This window comes from Caballeronia sp. LZ033 (genome assembly GCF_031451265.1).
Classification (GTDB): Bacteria; Pseudomonadota; Gammaproteobacteria; order Burkholderiales; family Burkholderiaceae; genus Caballeronia.
On sequence record NZ_JARUXQ010000003.1, the window covers coordinates 1,154,336 to 1,173,635 of the forward strand.

A 19,300-nucleotide genomic window follows, 5' to 3' on the forward strand; every position below is an offset into this window, starting at 1 on the left:
CTTCACTGAATGTTTGGGCAATGGTCACAGTGTAGGAAGCATCGGGCTCCGCGCAAAGACGCTATGATTGAACTCATTGTTTATTCTGGCAAACAATGAGCAGATGGAAGAGCAAAAGATCGAGGCTCTCTGGACCCATTTGCACTGGCTCACGGTGCTCGCGGAACAGGGCAGCTACACGGCGGCGGCCGCCCGCCTGAATGTCTCGAAGGCGGCCATGAGCCAGCGCATCGCGGAACTGGAGCGCGCGGCGGGCGTGCCGCTCGTCACCCGCACCACGCGCAGCGTGCGCTTCACCGAGGCGGGCCGCCGGCTCGTCGACGACACGCGCGAGCAGTATCAGCACATCGCGTCGAGCTTTCTGAGCGTAAGGGAGATGGCGGGCGTCGCGCGCGGGCTGATCCGGATGACCGCGCCCATGGCGTTTTCACGCCAGCAACTCGTGCCGAAGATGTCGGGGTTCCTGCATGCGCATCCCGAAGTGCGCGTGCAGCTGGAAGCCGCCGACCGGCTCAGTTCCATCGCCACCGAGGGTTTCGATCTCGCGGTGCGTCATAGCGCGCAGGTCCCCGACACGCACGTGGCCTGGAAACTGTGCGATACCTATTCGGTGATCGTTGCCACCCGCGCCTATCTCAAGCGGCGCGGCACGCCGCAGACGCCGAACGATCTCGCCACGCACGACTGTCTCGTCTATCCGCGCGCGCAGTCTGCGAGTATCTGGTCGTTTCAGCGCAAGGGCGGCCGCAAGAGTTCGGCGGGGCCGCACACGCTGGCCGTCAGCGGACCGTTCGAAGCCAATAACAGCGAGGTGTTGCGCGACGCCGCGCTCGATGACCTGGGCATCGCGTTGCTGCCGGACTTCACTGCGCAGGCGGCGGTGCAGACGGGCAAGCTGGTGGTGCTGCTGCCGGAATGGCGTCCGGTCGGCGCGTTCGCGGATCAGCTTTTCGTGGTGCGGCCTTATTCGCCGCATGTGCCGCGGGCCGTCGCGTTGTTCATCGGGTATTTGCGCGAGACCTTTTCGGGCGGGTTTCCGCTTTGATTTACGAACGCCTGAATGCAAACGCGCCCGCATGGTTGCGGGCGCGTTGCTTGATGAGGCTGCTTGCTTAGTGATGCGCGAACGTCGACGTCACGTCGTTTTGAATCGCAGTGACACGTGCGCCCGATTGCGAGCCGCCGTCCGCCACACCGCCGTAGGCGCTTTGCGCTGCGACACGCGCTTCGGCTGCCTGGATGTCGGCGGGATACGTGGTGTCGTTGACGACGCCCGGGTTGTAGCCTGCCTTTTCCAGTTGAACGATCTGTGCGCGGACTTCAGCGCGCGTCACGGGTTGGTTCGATTGCGCGAAAGATGCGACCGGAGCGGCGAAAGCGAGAGCGACCGCTGCAATACCGATGAGCTTGTTCATGATTCATTCCTCCGTACCTTGAGTTTTTGGGTTGTCGCTCACGCTGCCTTTGCCTGACTTGCTGCTTCGTTTGCGACCGTTGAGGCAAGTTTAGGGATCCCTCCATCTAGGGTAAATACCTAATCTGCGAAATCACTTTTGGCAAAAAGCCGACTAATCCGGGCACATGCGAAGCCGGACGACGGCGCTCCATATCGGCTATAAAGAAAAACGAAGATGGCCTTTGGTGCGAACGATCGTTTAGACAGGAGAATCGCCTTGAAGCGCATCCTGGTAATCGGCGCGGGTTTCGCGGGTCTGTGGAGCGCGCTGTCCGCCGCGCGCAAGCTCGATGAAATGGGCCCCGTCGCCGGCGAGACCGAAGTGGCCATCGTCAATCCGGCGCCCTTCCACAGCGTGCGGGTGCGCAACTACGAGCAGCCGCTCGATCCCACGCTCGTCCCGCTCGATACCGTGCTCGGTCCGGCGGGCGTGCGCCTGATCCAGGCGAAGGTGACGGACATCGACAGCCCGAACCGGCGCGTAACCGTCGCGCATGACGGCGCGTCCGAGACGCTCGACTACGACCGGCTGATCCTGGCCGCGGGCAGCGTGCTGGTGCGCCCGCCGATTCCCGGTCTCGACCACCATTCCTTCGATGTCGATACCTACGCCGGCGCGTGCCGTCTGCAGGCGCATCTGCTGACGCTGCCCGCGCTGCCCGATACGCCCGGCCGCTACACGGCGGTGGTGATCGGCGCGGGTCTGACGGGCATCGAACTCGCGGCGGAACTGCCTGCGCGGCTGCGCGAGATCGTCACGGAAGGCGAACGCGGCCGCGTACGCGTGGTGCTCGCGGATCGTTCGACGCGAATCGCCCAGGCGATGGGCGGCGCGCAGCCGGTCATCGAAAACGCGTTGAACACGCTGGAAGTCGAGTTGCGGCCGGGTGTGTCGCTGGAATCAGTCGATGAACGGGGCGTCACGCTCACGCAAGCTGGCTCGCGCGAAACCATCGAGGCCGCGACGGTCATCTGGTGCGGCGGCATGCATGCGAATGCGCTGGCGGCGCAGCTACCGGTGACGCTCGATCCGCTCGGCCGCGTGCCCGTCGATACCTTCCTGCGCGCGGAAGGCGTGCCCGGCGTGTTCGCGGCGGGCGACTGCGCGCGCGTGCTGATCGACGGCACACGGCCTTCGGTCATGTCGTGCCAGCATGGCCGGCCGATGGGACGCTATGCCGGGCACAACGCCGTGTGCGATCTGTTCGGTATCGAGATGTTGCCGCTGTCGATCGACTGGTACACGACCATCTGCGATCTCGGGCCGTGGGGCGCGGTCTATACGGAGGGATGGGACAGGCAGCTCGTCTCGCAAGGCGAGGCGGCCAAGCAGACGAAGCGCACGATCAACGGCGAGCGCATTTATCCGCCGAGGAACGGCACGCGCGAGGCGCTGTTTCAGGCGGCGGCGCCCGTGGTGCAGACGCCGCCGCCGACGCATCGCAGCTGACTCGCTGCGATGCGGTGAAGCTGGGAAGCGTCAGACCTTCTGCACGGACGCGTCGTAGATCTCGTTGATCGACTCTTCGAGCGTCTTGTCGAACTCGCTGTCGCTCATCGACTTCTTCAGCTCGTTGATGAGCGCGCGCGAGAAACTCGCGATCATGCCGTGGTTCTCCGCGAGCTTCTTGCAGGCGTCGGTACGCGTATAGCCGCCCGACAGCGCCACCACACGCACGACACGCGGATGCTCGATCAGCGGACGATAGAAGTCCGCTTCGTCCGGGATGGTCAGCTTGATCATCACCTGGCTGGATTCAGGCAGTGCGTCGAGACCCTTGAGCAGTTCGTCGCGCAGGATCTTTTCCGCGCCCTTCTTGTCCGGGCTCTTGATCGAGACTTCGGGTTCGAGGATCGGCACGAGACCATGCTTGATGATTTGTGCGCCAACTTCGAACTGCTGTTTCGACACAGCGGCGATGCCCTTTGCGTCGGCCTGATGGATCACCGAGCGCATCTTCGTGCCGAACACACCCAGCTTCGCCGCGCGCGCGAGCAGTTCATCGAGACCGGGGATCGGCTTCATCACCTGCACGCCGTCCGCTTCCGCCTCCAGACCCTTGTCGACCTTCAGGAACGGCACGATGCCGCGGTCTTCCCACAGGAACGTCGGCACCGGCTTGCCGCCGGCTTCGCCGTCCATCGTGCGCTCGAACAGAATGGCGCCGATCACTTTCTGGCCCGTGAACGAAGGCGCCGTCATGATGCGCACCCGCATTTCGTGCATCAGCTTGAACATTTCGGCGTCGCCGTCATAGGCGTCTTCCGGAATGCCATATTGCTTGAGCGCGCCCGGCGTCGAACCGCCGCTCTGATCCAGAGCGGCGATGAAACCATTCTTCTCAGCCATTTGCGCGAGCATCTTTTCGTTAGCCACGAACATTTCCTCCTCGAAGTTCAAACACCGGGTTCGGCGCATTCGAATTCACGCCTTTACCCGGGCTTATGGTTCAACTTCCTCAAGTGTAATGGTTTTGACGGATGGAAAAGGCGCGCGAAGCCGCCTTTCGTGAGCAAAGCGGCCGCGAAAGGGCCGCTATCGTGCGTTAGCGCACTTGCTTCAGTGATTTTGTCGCGCGATGAGGCTCAGGAGGCGGCCGATTCGAGATCGCTTGCCACGACGGGCTTGACGCCTGTGCGCCAGAATCGCATGGCTCGACGCAGGACCGAAGGCGCGTGCGCGAAATCAGCTGCTTGCGGGAGTTCCGCATGATCGTTCGACGTGACGCTGAGCGTTTCGCTCGATGGCGCCGGTGCCGTCACTTCAGGCTCGGGAACCGGCGCGAGTCTTTCCCTGGCGTCGCCGCAACGCGCGTTGAGCTGGCGGCGTATCTCGGAGTCGTCGATCAAGGCCTGCGCACTCGACATGCCGCGCTCGAATTGCAGCGCATAAGCGATGTCGGTGAAGTTTTCATAGCGGCCGGTATCGGCCAGTTCGAACGCCAGTTCCGCGGTGCGGCGGCGCTTCCATGTTTCGAGATCGTCTTGGCCCGTGCTCACGAATGTCCTCTTATGAGCGATGAGGTGCCGACGATGTTAGCCCGCCGCCAAACGTTTTACCGTTGTCGCGTCACAACAAGCAGACGAAAGACGCTCAACAAATCGCACAAAAAACGCTTGCCTTGCGCATGGGATTCGCTTAGCCCGCGCACAACGTGCGCTTGATGACCGTGTTTCCGCTGCCGGCATGTTGTATTGCTTGCAATTGCGCCAGCCGGAGCGGCATCATCCGGGCACCTCATCAGTTCGCTGCTGTCTTGCGAGCCTTACCCACAGCAACCATCAAGCGAATGGAACACGAGTCGAGAGAATTGATCCTGCGGGATCTTGGCGCGGTGGCCCGCATCAATGCGGTGCCTTCGATGCTCGAGATGATCTGCAGTGAATCCGGCATGGGCTTCGCCGCCGTTGCGCGAGTCAGCGACCTGACCTGGACCGCTTGTGCGGTGAAGGACAACATCAGTTTCGGCTTGCAGCCCGGCGGCCAGCTCGACCTTCACACGACGCTGTGTCATGAGTCCCGTGAGGCTCGTGTCCCGATCATCGTCGACGATTTCGACACCGATACCCGCTATGGCGGGCATCACACGCCGACCCTCTACAAGCTGCGCAGCTATATCTCCGTGCCCATCGTGCTGCCGGACGGCGAGTACTTCGGCAATCTCTGTGCAATCGACAGCCGGCCCATGCACGTGACCGATCCGCGCGTGGTCCGCATGTTCGAAGTCTTCGCCAATCTCATCGCGTTGCAACTGGACAGCGACAAGCGGCAGTGGTCCACCGAGAATCTGCTTTCCAGCGAGCGCGAAAGTTCGAAGCTCCGCGAGCAATTCATCGCGGTGCTCGGTCATGACTTGCGCAGTCCGCTGGCGGCGATCAGCGCGAGCGCGGAATACCTGCAACTCAAGGCGGAGTCGCCCGACATGACCGCGGTGGCAAAGCGCCTGAGGTCGAGCGCTTCCCGCATGTCGAAGCTCATCGACGACATCATGGACTTCGCGCGCGGCCGGCTGGGCAACGGCATTCCCGCGCGTATCGAACGGGTGGAGAATCTCGGCCCGTACCTGCAGACGGTCGTCAACGAGATCACGCAGGCCAACGAAGACCGGAAGATCTTCGCGACACTGGCCATCGAGCGTCCCGTCGATTGCGATCCGGCGCGTCTGCAGCAACTCCTCGCGAATCTGCTCGCCAACGCCGTGACCCACGGCAGCTCCGATGCGCCCGTGCGCGTGTCGGCCATCACGGATGCGACCCATCTGGTCATCGAGGTAGCGAATCAAGGCGATTCCATCGCGGAGGAGTCGCTCGCGAAAGTGTTCGAACCGTATTGGCGCGCGGCGAACAAGACGCCCGGCGAAGGTCTGGGTCTCGGGCTGTATATCTGTCAGCAGGTCGTCAACGCACACAAGGGAACGATCGAGGCGTGTTCGTCGCAGGCGAACGGCACGTGTTTCACCGCACGCATCCCGCTGGTTGCATGATGACGGGATCAGGTCCGAACCATGCGCTCATGGACGATAGATTGTTTTTCCAGCCCGACAGTACGATGAGGACGCCACGCAGCATGAACGGCCAGGCAGCAAACCCACAATGCGTCATCTGGACGCGCCGGATAAAAGATGCGCTCGATGCCCCGCGCGTGCTCGTTGTCGACGACTTCACGGATACCGCGGACGCGATCAGCATGGTGCTGGCCATCGGCGGATTCGATTCGAATGCCGTCTACAGCGGACGCCGTGCGATCGACACCATCGGTCAATGGCGCCCGCAGATCGTGCTGCTGGACATCTGGATGCCGGATATGTCGGGACTGGAAGTCGCCGCGCAACTGCGGGCCAACGCGAGCACGTCGGATACCGTATTGATCGCGCACTCGGCGGCGTCATCGGCGTCCGACCTCGAACGCGCGAAGCACGCGGGCTTCGACGCTTTCTGCGCAAAACCAACGGACTCCGCGATCCTTGCGCCGCTGTTACGGCATTTCGTTCCGGACGCTTCGGCGAGTTAGCGAAAGCTACAAATCGACGCGTTCGCGCGGTTCCCGCATCGGACAGCCGTTACGCTCGCCGCGAAAGTCCGACGACACCTCGTACGACATCCGCCGCGCGCGCATCACGCCACCCAGCGGCCGATGCTCCGCCACGCCATGCCACGGACTGAAGGCCATGCCGTCGTCGATGCCGCGCTCGCGCTGCGGGTTCCAAGTGCTCTGCGGCGCCACGCGAATGCGCGCCACCGTCACATAGGGACTCTCGTCTTCCGGCCATTGCACCGAGGCATCCTCGATGGGCATCTTCTCGATGTCGGTCGCCAGTTGCACGCGCACTTCCCATTCGGCGCCGTTCGCCATGAAGAACTCGCTGACGGCTTCGCGCAGGCCATCGGGACGGTCCTTCAGATCGACGGGGGCGTCCGTCAGCGCCGTCAGTTCCGCCGATACGGGCGCGACGCTCAGCTTGCCAAAGTACCGGCCATGGAGAAGCGGCACGGCTGTATAGAAGGTCTCGCCCAGAATGTGCGTCTCGGGATGACCGCCCAGGCTCTTGATCATGCCGCTCTCGCCGCCCAGCTTTTCGATCAGCGCTTCCGTGCCGCGCAGCATCGCCGACAGCGCCTTCTTGCCGCCCGGCATCTTGTCGGTGGTTTTTGCGAGCAGCTTGAGATTCGAGAGGAACTTCTTCGGCGTCGCGGCCGTGAAGGCCGGGGCGTTGATCATCACCAGATCCTGCGTGCGATCGCCTTCGCTGCCCGGCAAGCGCTCGCCCTCGACGCCGATGATCTTCACGGCAAGTCCGCGCGGGGTGGAGACGTTGTCGTCGAGCACGTCGCCGGGATTCGTCGACAGACGCAGCACCACGGGAAAGCTCGCAGGCTGCGCGAAGATGCCTTGCGCGAGTTCAGGCGGCAGGCCGGCATTCACCTGCATTTCGCCGGTCAGCAGGCCGTGGCTTTTCGCATGCACGCTGCGGATCGCATGTCCCGAGTCGGCGTAGGTCTTCTCGGTGATGCTGCGCATCGTTTCCGCGAGTTCCCTCGTGGTCTCGGCTTCGTCGTCGGGGATCTGTTCGAACGCGGGATCAAACGGCAGCGCGGGATTGGGCATGGAAGCTCCGGTCTGTGGGTGTTTTGAACAACACCCAGCAACCCCTGTGCCGTCGCGCGTGGACCGGTCAGATTGCGCCGCTCACCACGCTTCGGCAAACGCCAGCACCGCGCGATTGAACGCGCCAGGGCTGGCGACATTCATCCCATGCGACGCCCGCGCGATCGTCTGGCGCTCGGCGAACGCGATCCACTCCGTCAGCTTCTCGACGTTGTTGCGGAACATGCGCGGGCTCTTCTCGCCGTCGATCAGCAGCGTGCGGCACTTGATGTCGCGCGCCAGGTCCCGCGTGTAGGCGGGCAGCGGATCGCGGAATTGCTTCGGCAGCGTCAGCGCGTTGTCGAGCGCCATGCGGCGGAAGCTCTCCGTGCTCTTCTTCCAGAAGCCAGGCATGCTCACCGAATCGACGAACATCTCCAGGCCACGGTCGAATTCGCCCTGTTCGATCAACTCGGCCACGCGCGCGCGCAGCGCATTCGTGGCGGGCGGCAGTGCGGCAGGTGCAGCAGGTGCCGAACGCGACTTCGTTTCCAGTTCGAGCGGACCGCCCGGATCGGCCAGCGTGAGCGTCTTCACGAGGCGCGGATACTCGCGCGCCAGATGAAACGCAATCGCGCCGCCGCGCGAATGCCCGACGAGATGAACGGGTGCCAGTTCCAGCGTCTCGATGAACGCCGCCATTTCCGCCACGTGCGCTTCCCAGCCGAACTCCCCCTGCACGAAGGCATCGACGGCCGGCCAGTAATGCGACAGGCTCGGCACGATCACGCGGAATTGCTTCGCGAGCGGCAGGACTTGCGCCTCCCAGTACCGGTAATCGCACAGCGATCCGTGGATGAGTACCATCGGCTCACCCTCTCCGCACGCGATATACGGCACGGAAATCCCGGACGCGTTCGTGGCGAACGACGGCTCAGGCAGGCCTTGCACGGCGGTGAGGACGGAAAGATCGGTACGGGCGTTCATGGATAGGCTCCTTGACTGCATCATGCGCCCCGCTCAGGTAAAAGAAAAACGCATAATCTTGATAGAATCGTTCAGATTTTCTGATACCGAGCCTGTCCGACCATGAAAGCACTCGACCTCGATGTCCTTGCGATGATCGTCGCCGTGGCCGATACCGGCAACATCAGCCGGGCGGCGGAACTCGTGCATCGTTCGCAATCGGCGGTGAGCATGCAGATCAAGACGCTGGAAACCGCGCTCGGCAAGCCGCTGTTCGTGCGCAAGCCGCGCAGCGTCGTGCCCACGCAGGACGGCGAGGTGCTGCTCACCTACGCGCGCCGCATGATCGCGCTGCGCGACGAGGCGTGGGCGGCCGTCGTGCGGCCAGACGTGACGGGGCGCGTGGTGATCGGCGTGCCGGACGATTACGCGTCGTCGCTTTTCCCGCCCATTCTGAAGAAATTTTCCGCCACCTATCCGAAGGTCGAGATCCAGGTGGTCGGCCTGCCGAGCGTCGCCCTTGCGCCGATGGTGAAGGACGGTTCGGTGGATCTCGTCTGCGCGACGCGGGTCAAGGGACTGTCCGGCGACTTCGTGCGTCACGAGCCGATGGTCTGGGCCGCCGCGCCCGGCGCCACGGATATCTGGAAGGAACGCCCGCTGCCCATCGCGGTGTTCCTGCCGGGCAGCGTCGCGCGGGAGAACGCGATCCGCAGCCTGGAGCACGCGCGCATCGGCTATCGCACGTCGTATGAGAGTCCGAGCCTGCTCGGTCTGCTGACGATGGCCGAAGCCGGCCTCGCCGTGACGCCGCTCGCGAAATGCGCGGTGCCCGCCCACTTCACGCTGCTCGGGCCGCCGCAAGGTTTGCCGGATATCGGCACGCTGGAAGTGGTGCTGGCGAGAAGCGCGGCGTCGAGACGACCGCCGTGCGACTTTCTCGCCGAACGCATCATGGCCGACTTGCGGCGCTGATGCGCGCTTCTATCGCTTGCATGCGCTTCGTGCTCCAGTTGCGCAGCGCCGCGTCCGATACCACCATTGGCAGCGAAGCCGCGATGATGCGATAGACATCGTTGCGGCGCACCTTCGAGATGCGCGCGGGATCGAGCCATGCGCGGTTCTCCGCGAGCAGCACCAGCGTATCGAGGCCGATCATGATCGGCCACAGGCAGGCCAGCCGCACACGCACGGCGCCCGGCGCAATGGCCAGCGTGTAATCGACGGCGTCCTGGTACAACGCCAGCGAAGTGCGCAACAGCTCGAACAGCACGGGCCGTGCGCGCACCGACGCCTGCGGGTCCAGCAGATCATGCGGCGCGAGGCCATGACGCGCGAGCATCGTTGCAGGCAGATAGCAGCGTCCGATGCGCAGGTCGCGCGCGCAATCGCGCAGCACGTTGGTCATCTGCAAGGCCTTGCCGAAGCGCACGCCGAGCGCCAGCATGGTGTCGAGCGGCGCCTGAAGCTTGCCCGGCTGATGCGCCGCCGTCATGCGCGTCCAGAATTCACCCACGCACCCCGCTACCAGATACGTATAGCGGTCCAGTTCGTCGAACTCCTTCAGCGCGGCGATCTGCCCGGACGTCTCGTCGGGAAACGTGCGCAGGTCGAATTCCATGCCGGTGCTGAGCGTCGTCACGATGTCGCGCACCGCCGCGCCGTCCCGCGCATCCAGTTGCGGCAGGATCGCCAGCGCCGCGCCGAGCGCTTCGAGCAACGCCCGCTCGTCCGGCTGCGCCTGCTGCCGCGCCACTTCGCCGGCAATCCCCGCGAGCGCGCCGTCATCGGCAGCGCCGTTCACCTGTGCGCGCAACGACAGCAAGAGTTCGAGGCGGCGTTGCGGCGAGATCAGCGAGGTATCGGCGATGGTGTCCGCCGCGCGCGCCAGCAGATACGCGAGCCCGATGGGATCGCGCATGCCGGCGGGCAGGATGCGCAGCGTCAGGTAGAACGAGCGCGACACACTCTTGAGTAGCGGACCGAGCAGGACGGTCCGGGATGAACGGTTCATGAGGCAATGGACGGAAAGACCCGCCGCATTGTATCCGTCCCGACCGGATCGTGAGTCGGTACGCCCCTCACCTCATGTCGACAAAGCCTCCGGCTCGCTGCTTTCCTCCCCGATCAACTCCGGCATCAACGCCCATACTTCCGCGCGCAGATACTGCTCGAAGTCCTTGCGCACTTCGGGATGCTGCAACGCGAACTGGATCGTCGCCTTGAGATAGCCGAGCTTGCTGCCGCAGTCGAAACGCGTGCCGAAATAGCGATACGCGAGCACCTGTTCCTCGCCGAGCAGCGCGCCGATGGCGTCGGTCAGCTGAATCTCGCCGCCCGCATTGGGCCGTGTCTCGCGCAGATGCCGGAAGATGCTCGGCATCAGCACATAGCGTCCGACCACGCCGAGATTCGACGGCGCGAGCGCCGGCTGCGGCTTCTCGACGATGCTCGACATCTTGATGACATCCTCTTCCCATTCGCGCCCTTCGATCACGCCATACGAAGCGCTGTCCTCGCGCGCGATGCGTTCCACGCCGATCACCGAGCTGTGATAGTGATCGAAGACGTCGACGAGCTGCTTCATCACCGGCTGCGGCGCGTGCAGCAGGTCATCGGCGAGCATCACGGCGAAGGGCTGCTGGCCGACGAGCCGTTCCGCGCACAACACCGCGTGACCGAGACCGAGCGCGGACGGCTGGCGCACATAGAAGCAATCGACGTTCGCCGGCTTGATGCTGCGCACGGCGTCGAGCAGGGCTTCCTTGTTGCGTGCCTCGAGTTCGGCTTCGAGTTCATAGGACTTGTCGAAGTGATCTTCGATGGCGCGCTTGCCGCGGCCGGTGACGAAAATCATCTCCGTGATCCCGGCGGCGACGGCCTCTTCCACCGCGTATTGAATCAGCGGCTTGTCGACCACCGGCAGCATTTCCTTGGGACTGGCCTTGGTCGCGGGCAAGAAGCGTGTGCCGAGACCCGCGACAGGAAATACGGCCTTGGTCACCTTGAGCATGAGTCTTTCCTCCAGATCGAAACCCGTGATTGAGATGTCCCCGGACCCGGTGGTCCGCTGCAGCGTTCGGGCGGCGCTTATTCCGCGTCGTCCATCTGAGGCGCCGGGACGCGATTCGAGCCGCGCTTGCGCAACGGGCTCAGGGGGTCGTTGCGCAGTGCGTCCCGATAGGCCGAGGCGGCCACCAGCACGAGCAGCACCGCCACGCCGGCAATCGCATGCATATCCATGATCCGCATCCATTCGACGTTAGACAGGCATCGACCGTAACAGAAAAAAATCGATAAAAAATGAGCGCCCGTGCCGCGAATTATTTCGTTATTCGTGCCATTTCTGCTGCCCTAAGATCGACGCATTCTTTTCTCGCGCGACCTTCCACTCCATGAGCGATTCTTCTCTCTTCACGCCCGCTGCCGCGCGTCATGAAGGCCTCCTGTCGGACAGCCAGGATGTCGCCATCGACGCATGGCGCGGCGCGGCGGCCTTGCTCGTTGCGTACTTTCATTGCCGGCAGGTAACGTGGATCGGCATGCAGCAATTTCATCGCAGCCTGCATGGCCTCGACGCGAATGCACTCATCAGCTATCTGACCTTCCCGATTGCCTGGGGCTCGGCGGGCGTGCCGGTGTTCTTCGTCATCAGCGGCTATTGCATCCATCGCGCGATGGCCCGCAAGCTGATCGCCGACCCGCTCGCTCCCTTCGATAGCGGCAACTTCCTGCTGCGTCGTTTCGTCCGCATCTATCCGGTGCTGATCGCCGCGCTGCTGCTGACGCTCGCGCTCGATTCGCTGAGCAGCACGTTCCTGCCTGTCAGCCACAAGATCAATCCCTTCGACCTGAGCGCGTTTCTCGTCAATCTGTTTTCGTTGCAGGGCATCGCGGGGAAGACCTTCGGGTCGAACGGCGCGCTCTGGACGCTTTCAGTGGAGGTGCAGTTCTATCTCGTGTATCCGATGCTGATCGCGCTGCGGCGGCGCATCGGCATGGGCGGCGTGATGGCGGGCGTCGGCGTCATCAACGTGCTGTCGGCGCTGGTTTTCGAGCCGCGCGGCATCGTCGTGTTCACGTCCTACTGGTTCGCGTGGATGCTCGGCGCATGGATCGCGGAAGCGAAAGCGCGGGGAATCGAAGCGCGGCCGCGCATGGGAATGCTGGCCGGCGTGCTCACACTGGCCGGATGCGGCGCATTCAGCCTCGCGCAATATGCGGCGTTCCAGTTGTGGGCATTCGCCTTCGCCGTCTACCTGCACGGCGCGCTGGATACGCCGATGCGCGCTTCGCCCGTGGTCCGCTTCCTGTCCTGGCTGGGCACGTTCAGCTTCTCGCTGTATGTCGTGCATCTGCCCATTTTCGTGCTGCTGGGATCGGTGCTGTTCAGGTCCGCGCTACAGACCGACATCTGGGCTTCGTTCGGCTTCACTGCCGTTGCGGTGTGCGTGGCGCTGGTCTTCCATGCCGCCGTGGAGAAGCCCGCGATGGCGTGGTCAGCGGCGCTGCGGCGCACGCGCCGCAGGCGCTGACTCAACCGCGTTTGCGCGAACGCTCCGCGACATCGACGAGAATCTTCTCCACGCTCTCGACATAGCGCTCGGTGCCGAAGCGGCTCGTCGCATTCTCATAACCTTGCTCGACAAGTCGCTCGCGCAACGGCTGATTCTTTCTCAGACGGTCGAGAATGCGCGCCAGCTCGGCGGCGTCGCCGGGTGAACAGAGAATGCCGTTCTCGCCGTCCTCGACGATATCCATCACGCCGCCTGCTCGCGTCGCCACGACGGGCCGCTTCGACAGCATCCCTTCGATGATCACGCGCCCGAACGGCTCCGCCATGATCGAGGTATGCGTGACCACGTCCACCGCTTTCATGCAGGCGGCGATATCGTCCTGGAAGCCGAGGAAATGCACGCGGTCCTGCAAGCCATGCTCGTCCACATAGGCGCGCAATTCGGTTTCATAGGCGTCTTCACCGAACAAGGCCGCGCCGACCAGCACCGCATGCATGTCCGGCGACTCCAGCAGCGCCTCCAGCAGCACATGCTGACCCTTCCAGCGCGCGAGCCGGCTGAAGCAGCCGACCAGGAACGCATCGCGCGGCAAGCCGAAACGCGCGCGCAGTTCGTGTTGCGCGACGGCTTCGATATCCGTGAACGGTTCGGCCGAGATGCCGTTGAACACGACATCGAGCCGTTCCTCGCGCAACCGCGTCAGTGCCGTGACGGCGGCGGCCGATGCGGTCGAATTGGCGATCACGTGTTCCAGCATCAGCTTGGTGCACCACTTGATGACCGCTAGTTGCGTGCGGCCGAAGTGTTCCTCGCTGACGATGTCGCGCAGATGCCAGACCACCGGTCTGCGCGAGATCAGTCCCGCAATCGCGCCGATGACCATCGCGCGCTGCGTGTTCACGTAGATCACGTCGGCGTTGCGCGAGCGTTCCAGCGTGCCGCGCAACAGCTTCAGCATGCCGCCCAGCATGTTCATCCCAGGCCGCGCCTTGCCGTCCTTGCGCATGCCGTCGAGCGACTTGCCGTCGAGCACGTCCACTTTCACGCCGACCGCTTCCAGCGCGATGCGGAACGGGCCATCGTCGAACAGGACGGTCTGCACGTCGCCGCGCATGTTCTTCACGACTTCGAGCATCGACAACTCCGCGCCGCCCAGCGCCCCGCTCTGGTCGACGGCGAGCACTTTCAAGCCCGCTTGCTGCATCTCGTCGATGGCAGGCGGCTCGGGCGCCTCCTCCACCGGCAGCGGCGGCAGCACGAACTGCGGCGCGATCCGCGAGATATGCGCATGCAATGCCTCGCGGAAGCGACTGTTCGAAAAACGCTCGGCGTTCGCGCGGCAATCGGCGGGATTGAAGGTGAGCGCGCCGCTGTCGAAGGCATCGATGGCGTCGATGATCGCCTGCGGCGTCTGGCTGTTGAAGAACAGTCCGGTGGGCCGTTCGTGCGAGGCATCGAGCACCGTTTCCAGCGCGCCGCCCTTGCCGTACGCGATCACCGGCGTGCCGCACGCCTGCGCTTCCACGACCGAAATCCCGAAGTCCTCTTCGGCTGCGAACACGAAGGCTTTCGCGCGGCGCATCCGGTCATGCAGCACGGCGAACGGCTGATAGCCCATGATCTTCACATTGGGCGTCGCCTTGGCGCGGATCTTCGCCATGTCCGGGCCTTCGCCGATCACGACCAGCTTGCGCCCCGGCATGCGCGCGAACGCTTCCACGATGAGATCGATTTTCTTGTACGGCACCATGCGCGAGGCGGTCAGATAGAAATCTTCCTTCTGCTCGCACACTTCGAACGAGGCCACATCCACGGGCGGAAAGATGACCTTGGACGTACGCCGATACACCTTGTGAATCCGCCGCGCAATGAAATCCGAATTGGCGATGAAGTGATTCACCGAATTCGACGTGCGGATATCCCAGTTGCGCATGTAGTGCAGGATCAACCGCGCGAACAGCGACTTCGCGCCCGCCGTCAGATTGGATTGCTTGAGGTATTGGTGTTGCAGGTCCCACGCATAGCGGATCGGCGAATGCACGTAGCTCACATGCACCTGGTCGGGTCCGGTCAGCACGCCTTTCGCCACGGCGTGGCTGCTGGAAATGACGAGGTCGTATCCGGAGAGGTCGAGCTGTTCGATCGCGAGCGGCATCAGCGGGAGATAGGCGCGATAGCGCGTCCGGGCGAACGGCAGCTTCTGGATGAACGACGTCGCCGCCTGCTTGCCGCGCAGGAAAGAGCGGTCTTCGAGAAAGTCCACGACGCTGAAGATGTCCGCTTCCGGAAAGCACGCGATGATCTGTTCCAGCACGCGTTCCGCTCCGGCATACGTGACGAGCCAGTCATGCACGATCGCCACGCGCGGCATGCCGGGCTGGCGTGTCACGGCGCGCGGTTGCGGCGCGGGACCGTCATCGCGCAGGAAGTGACGTGTCTTTGCGCGTCCGACAAACGCGTCTTCGAATTCAGTGCTCATGCGTCACGCCTCGCTTTCAGAGGTGAAGGGGTCCTGCCGATGAACTTGCCCGCCAGGGTCAGTGCCAGCGCACGCAACGAAGGACGTGTCGCCACGGACCATGCTGCGTTGACGAAGGTGAAGAGCGCCGCTGCCGTGACGGCCTGGAGGGGATGCGCCATTGCATCGATTGCGCTGCCGACGGCAAGCGCGGCGAGCAGAAACGCGAGATGCGCAAGCATGTCGAGCGCGATGGGCCGCGCGCGAATCCGCGACATCCAGAGCAGGACCGCATAGTCCGCGAGCGCGCGCACTGCGACCACGCTTGCTGCGCCCACCGGCCCGTAGCGTTCGATGCCGAACCAGAGCATGCCGACGAAAAACGGCAATTGCGCCAGTCCCGCACGCGCGGCCTTGGCGGGATCGACCTGTGACTGAATCAGGATGCGCGTCACGCCCGCCTGTCCGACGAGCCACACGGCGATCACGAGAATGCGGCCCACCGGCGCGCTCTCCACGGCGAGGTCCGCGCCGATCCACAGATGCAGGAACGGTTCGAGCACGAGCATCGCGAACAGCGCGAGCGGTGTGAACACGCCGTTCAGGAAGGTGAGCGACGTCGCGGCCATGCCGTTCGCGTCGCTTCGATCGATGGCCGAAAGACGCGGGAACAGCGTGCGCACCATCGCGTTGGGCAGCATGTTCAGGCGCGTGACGAGGTTTTGCGGCACCGTGTAATACGTGACGAAACGCGCGCCGAGATGCGCGCCGAGCAGCACGCGGTCGAGCGAATCGGTGAGCATCGTGGTGATCGACGACACGAGCATCCAGCCGCCGAAGCGGAACAGGCCGCCCGCGACCTGGCGCGTCGGCCATTCGATGCGGCGGATATCGAGCAGTCTGAAACTCGCGCGGGCGAGCAGCAGCGCCGCAAGCAGACGCGCGACGACCGCGGCCGCGATCACGGTCTGCAGGTTCGGCGCGATCCACCACGCCGCGCCCAGCGGCAAGAGCTGAAACAGGAAGGTGCCGAAAGTCTGGTTCGCGTTATAGACGCCGAAGCGTTCCATCGCGTTGATGGCGCCCGCAAAAACCCAGGAGACGTTCGCAAGCGGTATCGCGAGTGCAAGCCACGGCAACGCGCGATACACCTCCTGCTGCAACGCCGGCGCGGAGTGCGCGACATAGGCCGTATAGGCGAAGGCGCCGGTGTAGATCGCCACGCCGCCGAGTACGCCGGTCGCGAAGTTGAGCCATACAGCGCTCCAGAACACGCGCGTGCGCTGCGCGACATCGCCGGCCGCCTGCGCCTTCGCGATCTGATGTTGCGCGGCCATGCTCATGCCGAGATCGAGAATGCTGAAATAGCCGATCAGCGTCCATACGAGACTGATGACGCCATAACGCTCGACGCCCACGAGCCGGATATACGCGGGCACCGTCGCGAGCGACACGAAGGTCGGCAGGATCAACCCGATGAAGTTGATTCCCACGTTCCGCACCATGCTTCTTTCCATTCATCGTTCCTCGCGCGTTCAGCTTGACGGGGTCCAGCGGTACATCGTCACCTTGCCGCGCGCATCCTCTTCGACGAACACGAGGTATTCGCCGTTGCCGCGCCGGTGTGCGCTGATGCCGTTGGGCACGTCCACCCAGCCGGATGCCCGGCCCACTTCCGGCCCGGGCCGGATGACGCCTGCTTCCTTGCCGGAGTCCTTGTCGTACACGTGCACCTCGCCGACCGGTTCCACCGCGAACACGTATTGCCCCTCCACGGTCACGCCGATGACCGTCGCCAGCGGTTTCGCCTGCGTGTCCCACGGCAGGTCGATCGCATAGCGCAGGCGCGCGCCATTCGACCAGTTGTCGTAGCGCACCAGACGACGGCCCACTTCCTTCCAGTAACGGCGGTCGAAGGGCGCGTCGGCCGTGTAGCCGGTGATGTACATGGTGTCGGTCGCGGCGTCGTATACGGCACGGCGCAATTCGGTGAACGGCGCCGGCACCGGATAGGTCTGCATGCGCGCGTAGTCATAGATGGGATTGCCGTGCGCATCGAGGCCGCCGAAGCGGATGCGGTGAATGCCCTTCACCTCGCTGGCGCGCCAGATGTCGCCCTTCGTATCGACCCACCAGCCCCATCCGCCGGTAATGCGCGCGGTGCCCGGATTGCGCTGGAATTCGCCGGCCTCGAAGCGGCCATCGCCATCGAGATCGCGCCAGATCCATTCGCCGCCTTCCGGCCGGTTCGGCACGTTCTGCACCGGACGCGGCCGCCCCGCGATGAAGCCCGAAGGAATCGCCAGTTCGCCGTCGCGTTTCGCGTCGAAGCGATAGATCTTCAGGTGATCCGCGTACATGTCCGTCAGGTACAGGAAGGTGCTGCCTTCGAGCCGGCGCGCGATCGGCAGGCCGGGCCATTGATCGACGTGGAACACCGGATCGTCGGGATATTTGAAGCGGCCCGACAGGAAGCCCGCGTAGCGCCATTCCTGTCCCGGCGGCTTCGACAGGTCCAGCTCGAAGCGCTTGTTGCCCGTGTACACGCTGTCGGGCCGGGCGGGATCGATCCACGCGCCATCGACGAACAGCAGACCTTGCATCTGCCAGCGCAATGCACCGGCCGGGGAATAGCTTTCGAGCGTCGCGCCGAGACCCGCGCCGATGCTGCCGTCGCGCGCACCGATGCCGTTGCCCGACACATAGACGTTGCCCGACGCATCCACGCCCACGCCCGTCAGGCCGTTGAAGCGCTGCGGTCCCGGCTTGCCGGGCACGCCTGAAAAAATGCCGCCGCGTTCGCCCAGCGTGCCGGTTTCGCGATACGCGCCGCCCTGCTTCGAGAACAACAGCACTTGCTGACGCGGGCCGTTGTCGGCGACGAGCAGACGGCCTTGACGGTCGAGCGCGATATCGACGGCGATCGTCTCGTCGGCGAGGTGCGGTGCGTCGTCCAGCAATGCACCCGAAGCACTGAAATGCGCGATCCGCGGCTGCACGCCGAGACTCTCGACGATGCCCCACAGCGAGCCATCCTGCGCCAGCGCGATGCGTCCCGGCTGCGGCGCGCTCCATTGCGACTTCGGTTGCATGGAGCGCGCGTCGTAGCGCTCAATACGATCCCGCGCCGTATTGGCCACATACAAGAGCGCATCGTTCGCCGCCAGTCCGCCGATGTCGCCACGCGCGGCATCGTCCGTGGTGTCGGCGATCTTCAGGAAGCTGCGCGCGAGCGTCGCGGCCGGGTCCTTGCTGCTCACGAGCGCTTTGTCCGCATCGGGCCCGCCATCGAAGGGCATGGCGCGTTTCGGATCGTCGATGTCACGCCGCGACACGCCAATCCAGTGCCGGCCCGCAGGTGGCCACACACCCGACCTGACGAGCCGACCTTTTTCGTTACCTACGCCCACCGCGACGAACACGCTGTGCGCATTCACCGCCACCGCGTTGCCGCCGGATGCGCCCCAGCCATGCGTGCCGCCCGCATACGAGAGCATCTTGCCGTCGCGATACACGCTTGCTTCGGCACCGCTTTCGTCCCACGGCGAATTGGTGAACACGCGGCCGTCGGGCGCGACGGCAATCGCGGTGATATTGATCTGCGTCCAGGTGCCGTCGCCGAAGCCGGAGGTATTGCCGATCCACGACGTCCTGGCGTCGAGCACGCGCGGCGCCGCGGCCGCCGCATGCGATCCCGCCAATGCCGACGCGACGCAGAGGACCGTGCAGATCAGTTTCGACGACACAATGCGCGGCAATCTTCCCTCCCCTGAGCACGGTCTGGACGACCCGTTTGGACGACTGGAGGTTAGAGGCCA

17 protein-coding genes are annotated in these 19,300 nt (G+C 64.2%); 6 read left to right on the forward strand and 11 right to left on the reverse strand.

Translation table 11 applies throughout. The features are described 5' to 3' along the window. Positions 1–103 precede the first annotated feature (103 nt). The gene (locus tag QCE62_RS26490; RefSeq protein ID WP_309924979.1) at positions 104–1,045 is read left to right on the forward strand and encodes a LysR family transcriptional regulator; all 942 of its coding nucleotides are present in this window, start codon (positions 104–106) and stop codon (positions 1,043–1,045) included. Positions 1,046–1,112: 67 nt separating this feature from the next. On the opposite strand, the gene QCE62_RS26495 is transcribed toward QCE62_RS26490, so the two are convergent. Beyond that, positions 1,113–1,415 carry a DUF4148 domain-containing protein gene (locus tag QCE62_RS26495; RefSeq protein ID WP_309924980.1) on the reverse strand — a complete coding sequence of 101 codons (303 nt, stop codon included), beginning with the start codon at positions 1,413–1,415 and terminating at the stop codon, positions 1,113–1,115. Between the two features lie 258 nt (positions 1,416–1,673). On the opposite strand from QCE62_RS26495, the gene QCE62_RS26500 reads away from it, so the two are divergent. Then, positions 1,674–2,906, forward strand: a complete 1,233-nt coding sequence (locus tag QCE62_RS26500) for an FAD-dependent oxidoreductase (protein WP_309924981.1) — start codon at positions 1,674–1,676, stop codon at positions 2,904–2,906. Positions 2,907–2,936: 30 nt separating this feature from the next. Here QCE62_RS26500 and QCE62_RS26505 read toward each other — a convergent pair whose 3' ends face one another. Then, on the reverse strand, positions 2,937–3,839 hold the full coding sequence (locus QCE62_RS26505) for a fructose bisphosphate aldolase (RefSeq protein WP_404987443.1): 903 nt from the start codon (positions 3,837–3,839) through the stop codon (positions 2,937–2,939). A 203-nt stretch (positions 3,840–4,042) separates the two neighbouring features. Then, positions 4,043–4,456 carry a hypothetical protein gene (locus QCE62_RS26510; protein WP_309924983.1) on the reverse strand — a complete coding sequence of 138 codons (414 nt, stop codon included), beginning with the start codon at positions 4,454–4,456 and terminating at the stop codon, positions 4,043–4,045. A gap of 290 nt (positions 4,457–4,746) precedes the next feature. Here QCE62_RS26510 and QCE62_RS26515 point away from each other — a divergent pair, with 290 nt between their 5' ends. Next, on the forward strand, positions 4,747–5,940 hold the full coding sequence (locus tag QCE62_RS26515; protein WP_309924984.1) for a GAF domain-containing sensor histidine kinase: 1,194 nt from the start codon (positions 4,747–4,749) through the stop codon (positions 5,938–5,940). Between the two features lie 158 nt (positions 5,941–6,098). Then, positions 6,099–6,467, forward strand: coding sequence for a response regulator (locus tag QCE62_RS26520; protein ID WP_309924985.1), 369 nt, complete (start codon positions 6,099–6,101; stop codon positions 6,465–6,467). Positions 6,468–6,473: 6 nt separating this feature from the next. On the opposite strand, the gene QCE62_RS26525 is transcribed toward QCE62_RS26520, so the two are convergent. Beyond that, positions 6,474–7,562 (reverse strand): catalase family protein, encoded by a 1,089-nt coding sequence (locus tag QCE62_RS26525; RefSeq protein ID WP_309924986.1) that lies wholly within the window; start codon positions 7,560–7,562, stop codon positions 6,474–6,476. A gap of 81 nt (positions 7,563–7,643) precedes the next feature. Then, positions 7,644–8,528 (reverse strand): alpha/beta hydrolase, encoded by an 885-nt coding sequence (locus tag QCE62_RS26530; RefSeq protein ID WP_309924987.1) that lies wholly within the window; start codon positions 8,526–8,528, stop codon positions 7,644–7,646. A 102-nt stretch (positions 8,529–8,630) separates the two neighbouring features. Here QCE62_RS26530 and QCE62_RS26535 point away from each other — a divergent pair, with 102 nt between their 5' ends. After that, positions 8,631–9,482 carry a LysR family transcriptional regulator gene (locus QCE62_RS26535; protein WP_309817753.1) on the forward strand — a complete coding sequence of 284 codons (852 nt, stop codon included), beginning with the start codon at positions 8,631–8,633 and terminating at the stop codon, positions 9,480–9,482. On the opposite strand, the gene QCE62_RS26540 is transcribed toward QCE62_RS26535, so the two are convergent. From QCE62_RS26540 to QCE62_RS26550, 3 genes are all read right to left on the reverse strand, one after another. Further along, positions 9,460–10,521, reverse strand: coding sequence for a phytoene/squalene synthase family protein (locus QCE62_RS26540; RefSeq protein ID WP_309924988.1), 1,062 nt, complete (start codon positions 10,519–10,521; stop codon positions 9,460–9,462). The two genes, QCE62_RS26535 and QCE62_RS26540, sit on opposite strands and share 23 nt — an antisense overlap. A 72-nt stretch (positions 10,522–10,593) precedes the next feature. After that, positions 10,594–11,520, reverse strand: a complete 927-nt coding sequence (gene galU / locus QCE62_RS26545; protein ID WP_309924989.1) for a UTP--glucose-1-phosphate uridylyltransferase GalU — start codon at positions 11,518–11,520, stop codon at positions 10,594–10,596. A gap of 77 nt (positions 11,521–11,597) precedes the next feature. Beyond that, positions 11,598–11,750 carry a hypothetical protein gene (locus QCE62_RS26550; RefSeq protein WP_309817768.1) on the reverse strand — a complete coding sequence of 51 codons (153 nt, stop codon included), beginning with the start codon at positions 11,748–11,750 and terminating at the stop codon, positions 11,598–11,600. A 152-nt stretch (positions 11,751–11,902) separates the two neighbouring features. Between QCE62_RS26550 and QCE62_RS26555 the strand changes: the two genes are divergently transcribed. Beyond that, positions 11,903–13,042: an acyltransferase gene (locus QCE62_RS26555; RefSeq protein WP_309924990.1), complete on the forward strand. Its 1,140-nt coding sequence runs from the start codon at positions 11,903–11,905 to the stop codon at positions 13,040–13,042. A gap of 1 nt (position 13,043) precedes the next feature. On the opposite strand, the gene QCE62_RS26560 is transcribed toward QCE62_RS26555, so the two are convergent. The 3 genes from QCE62_RS26560 to QCE62_RS26570 are packed head-to-tail and all read right to left on the reverse strand — an operon-like array spanning position 13,044 to position 19,240. Further along, on the reverse strand, positions 13,044–15,503 hold the full coding sequence (locus tag QCE62_RS26560; protein ID WP_309924991.1) for a glycosyltransferase family 4 protein: 2,460 nt from the start codon (positions 15,501–15,503) through the stop codon (positions 13,044–13,046). Then, positions 15,500–16,987, reverse strand: a complete 1,488-nt coding sequence (locus tag QCE62_RS26565; protein WP_409017926.1) for an oligosaccharide flippase family protein — start codon at positions 16,985–16,987, stop codon at positions 15,500–15,502. Before QCE62_RS26565 ends, QCE62_RS26560 begins: the two co-directional genes overlap by 4 nt. A gap of 30 nt (positions 16,988–17,017) precedes the next feature. Further along, a complete protein-coding gene (locus QCE62_RS26570) occupies positions 17,018–19,240 on the reverse strand; it encodes a hypothetical protein (protein WP_409017916.1) in 2,223 nt (740 codons plus the stop codon). Between the last annotated feature and the right edge of the window lie 60 nt (positions 19,241–19,300).

Bases quoted from the DNA above. Each gene is read 5' to 3' on its own strand.
- QCE62_RS26490 (WP_309924979.1), top strand. From the start codon at position 104: ATGGAAGAGCAAAAGATCGAGGCTCTCTGGACCCATTTGCACTGGCTC.
- QCE62_RS26495 (WP_309924980.1), bottom strand. From the start codon at position 1,415: ATGAACAAGCTCATCGGTATTGCAGCGGTCGCTCTCGCTTTCGCCGCT.
- QCE62_RS26505 (WP_404987443.1), bottom strand. From the start codon at position 3,839: ATGTTCGTGGCTAACGAAAAGATGCTCGCGCAAATGGCTGAGAAGAAT.
- QCE62_RS26515 (WP_309924984.1), top strand. From the start codon at position 4,747: ATGGAACACGAGTCGAGAGAATTGATCCTGCGGGATCTTGGCGCGGTG.
- QCE62_RS26525 (WP_309924986.1), bottom strand. From the start codon at position 7,562: ATGCCCAATCCCGCGCTGCCGTTTGATCCCGCGTTCGAACAGATCCCC.
- QCE62_RS26530 (WP_309924987.1), bottom strand. From the start codon at position 8,528: ATGAACGCCCGTACCGATCTTTCCGTCCTCACCGCCGTGCAAGGCCTG.
- QCE62_RS26535 (WP_309817753.1), top strand. From the start codon at position 8,631: ATGAAAGCACTCGACCTCGATGTCCTTGCGATGATCGTCGCCGTGGCC.
- QCE62_RS26540 (WP_309924988.1), bottom strand. From the start codon at position 10,521: ATGAACCGTTCATCCCGGACCGTCCTGCTCGGTCCGCTACTCAAGAGT.
- galU (WP_309924989.1), bottom strand. From the start codon at position 11,520: ATGCTCAAGGTGACCAAGGCCGTATTTCCTGTCGCGGGTCTCGGCACA.
- QCE62_RS26550 (WP_309817768.1), bottom strand. From the start codon at position 11,750: ATGGATATGCATGCGATTGCCGGCGTGGCGGTGCTGCTCGTGCTGGTG.
- QCE62_RS26555 (WP_309924990.1), top strand. From the start codon at position 11,903: ATGAGCGATTCTTCTCTCTTCACGCCCGCTGCCGCGCGTCATGAAGGC.
- QCE62_RS26560 (WP_309924991.1), bottom strand. From the start codon at position 15,503: ATGAGCACTGAATTCGAAGACGCGTTTGTCGGACGCGCAAAGACACGT.
- QCE62_RS26565 (WP_409017926.1), bottom strand. From the start codon at position 16,987: ATGGTGCGGAACGTGGGAATCAACTTCATCGGGTTGATCCTGCCGACC.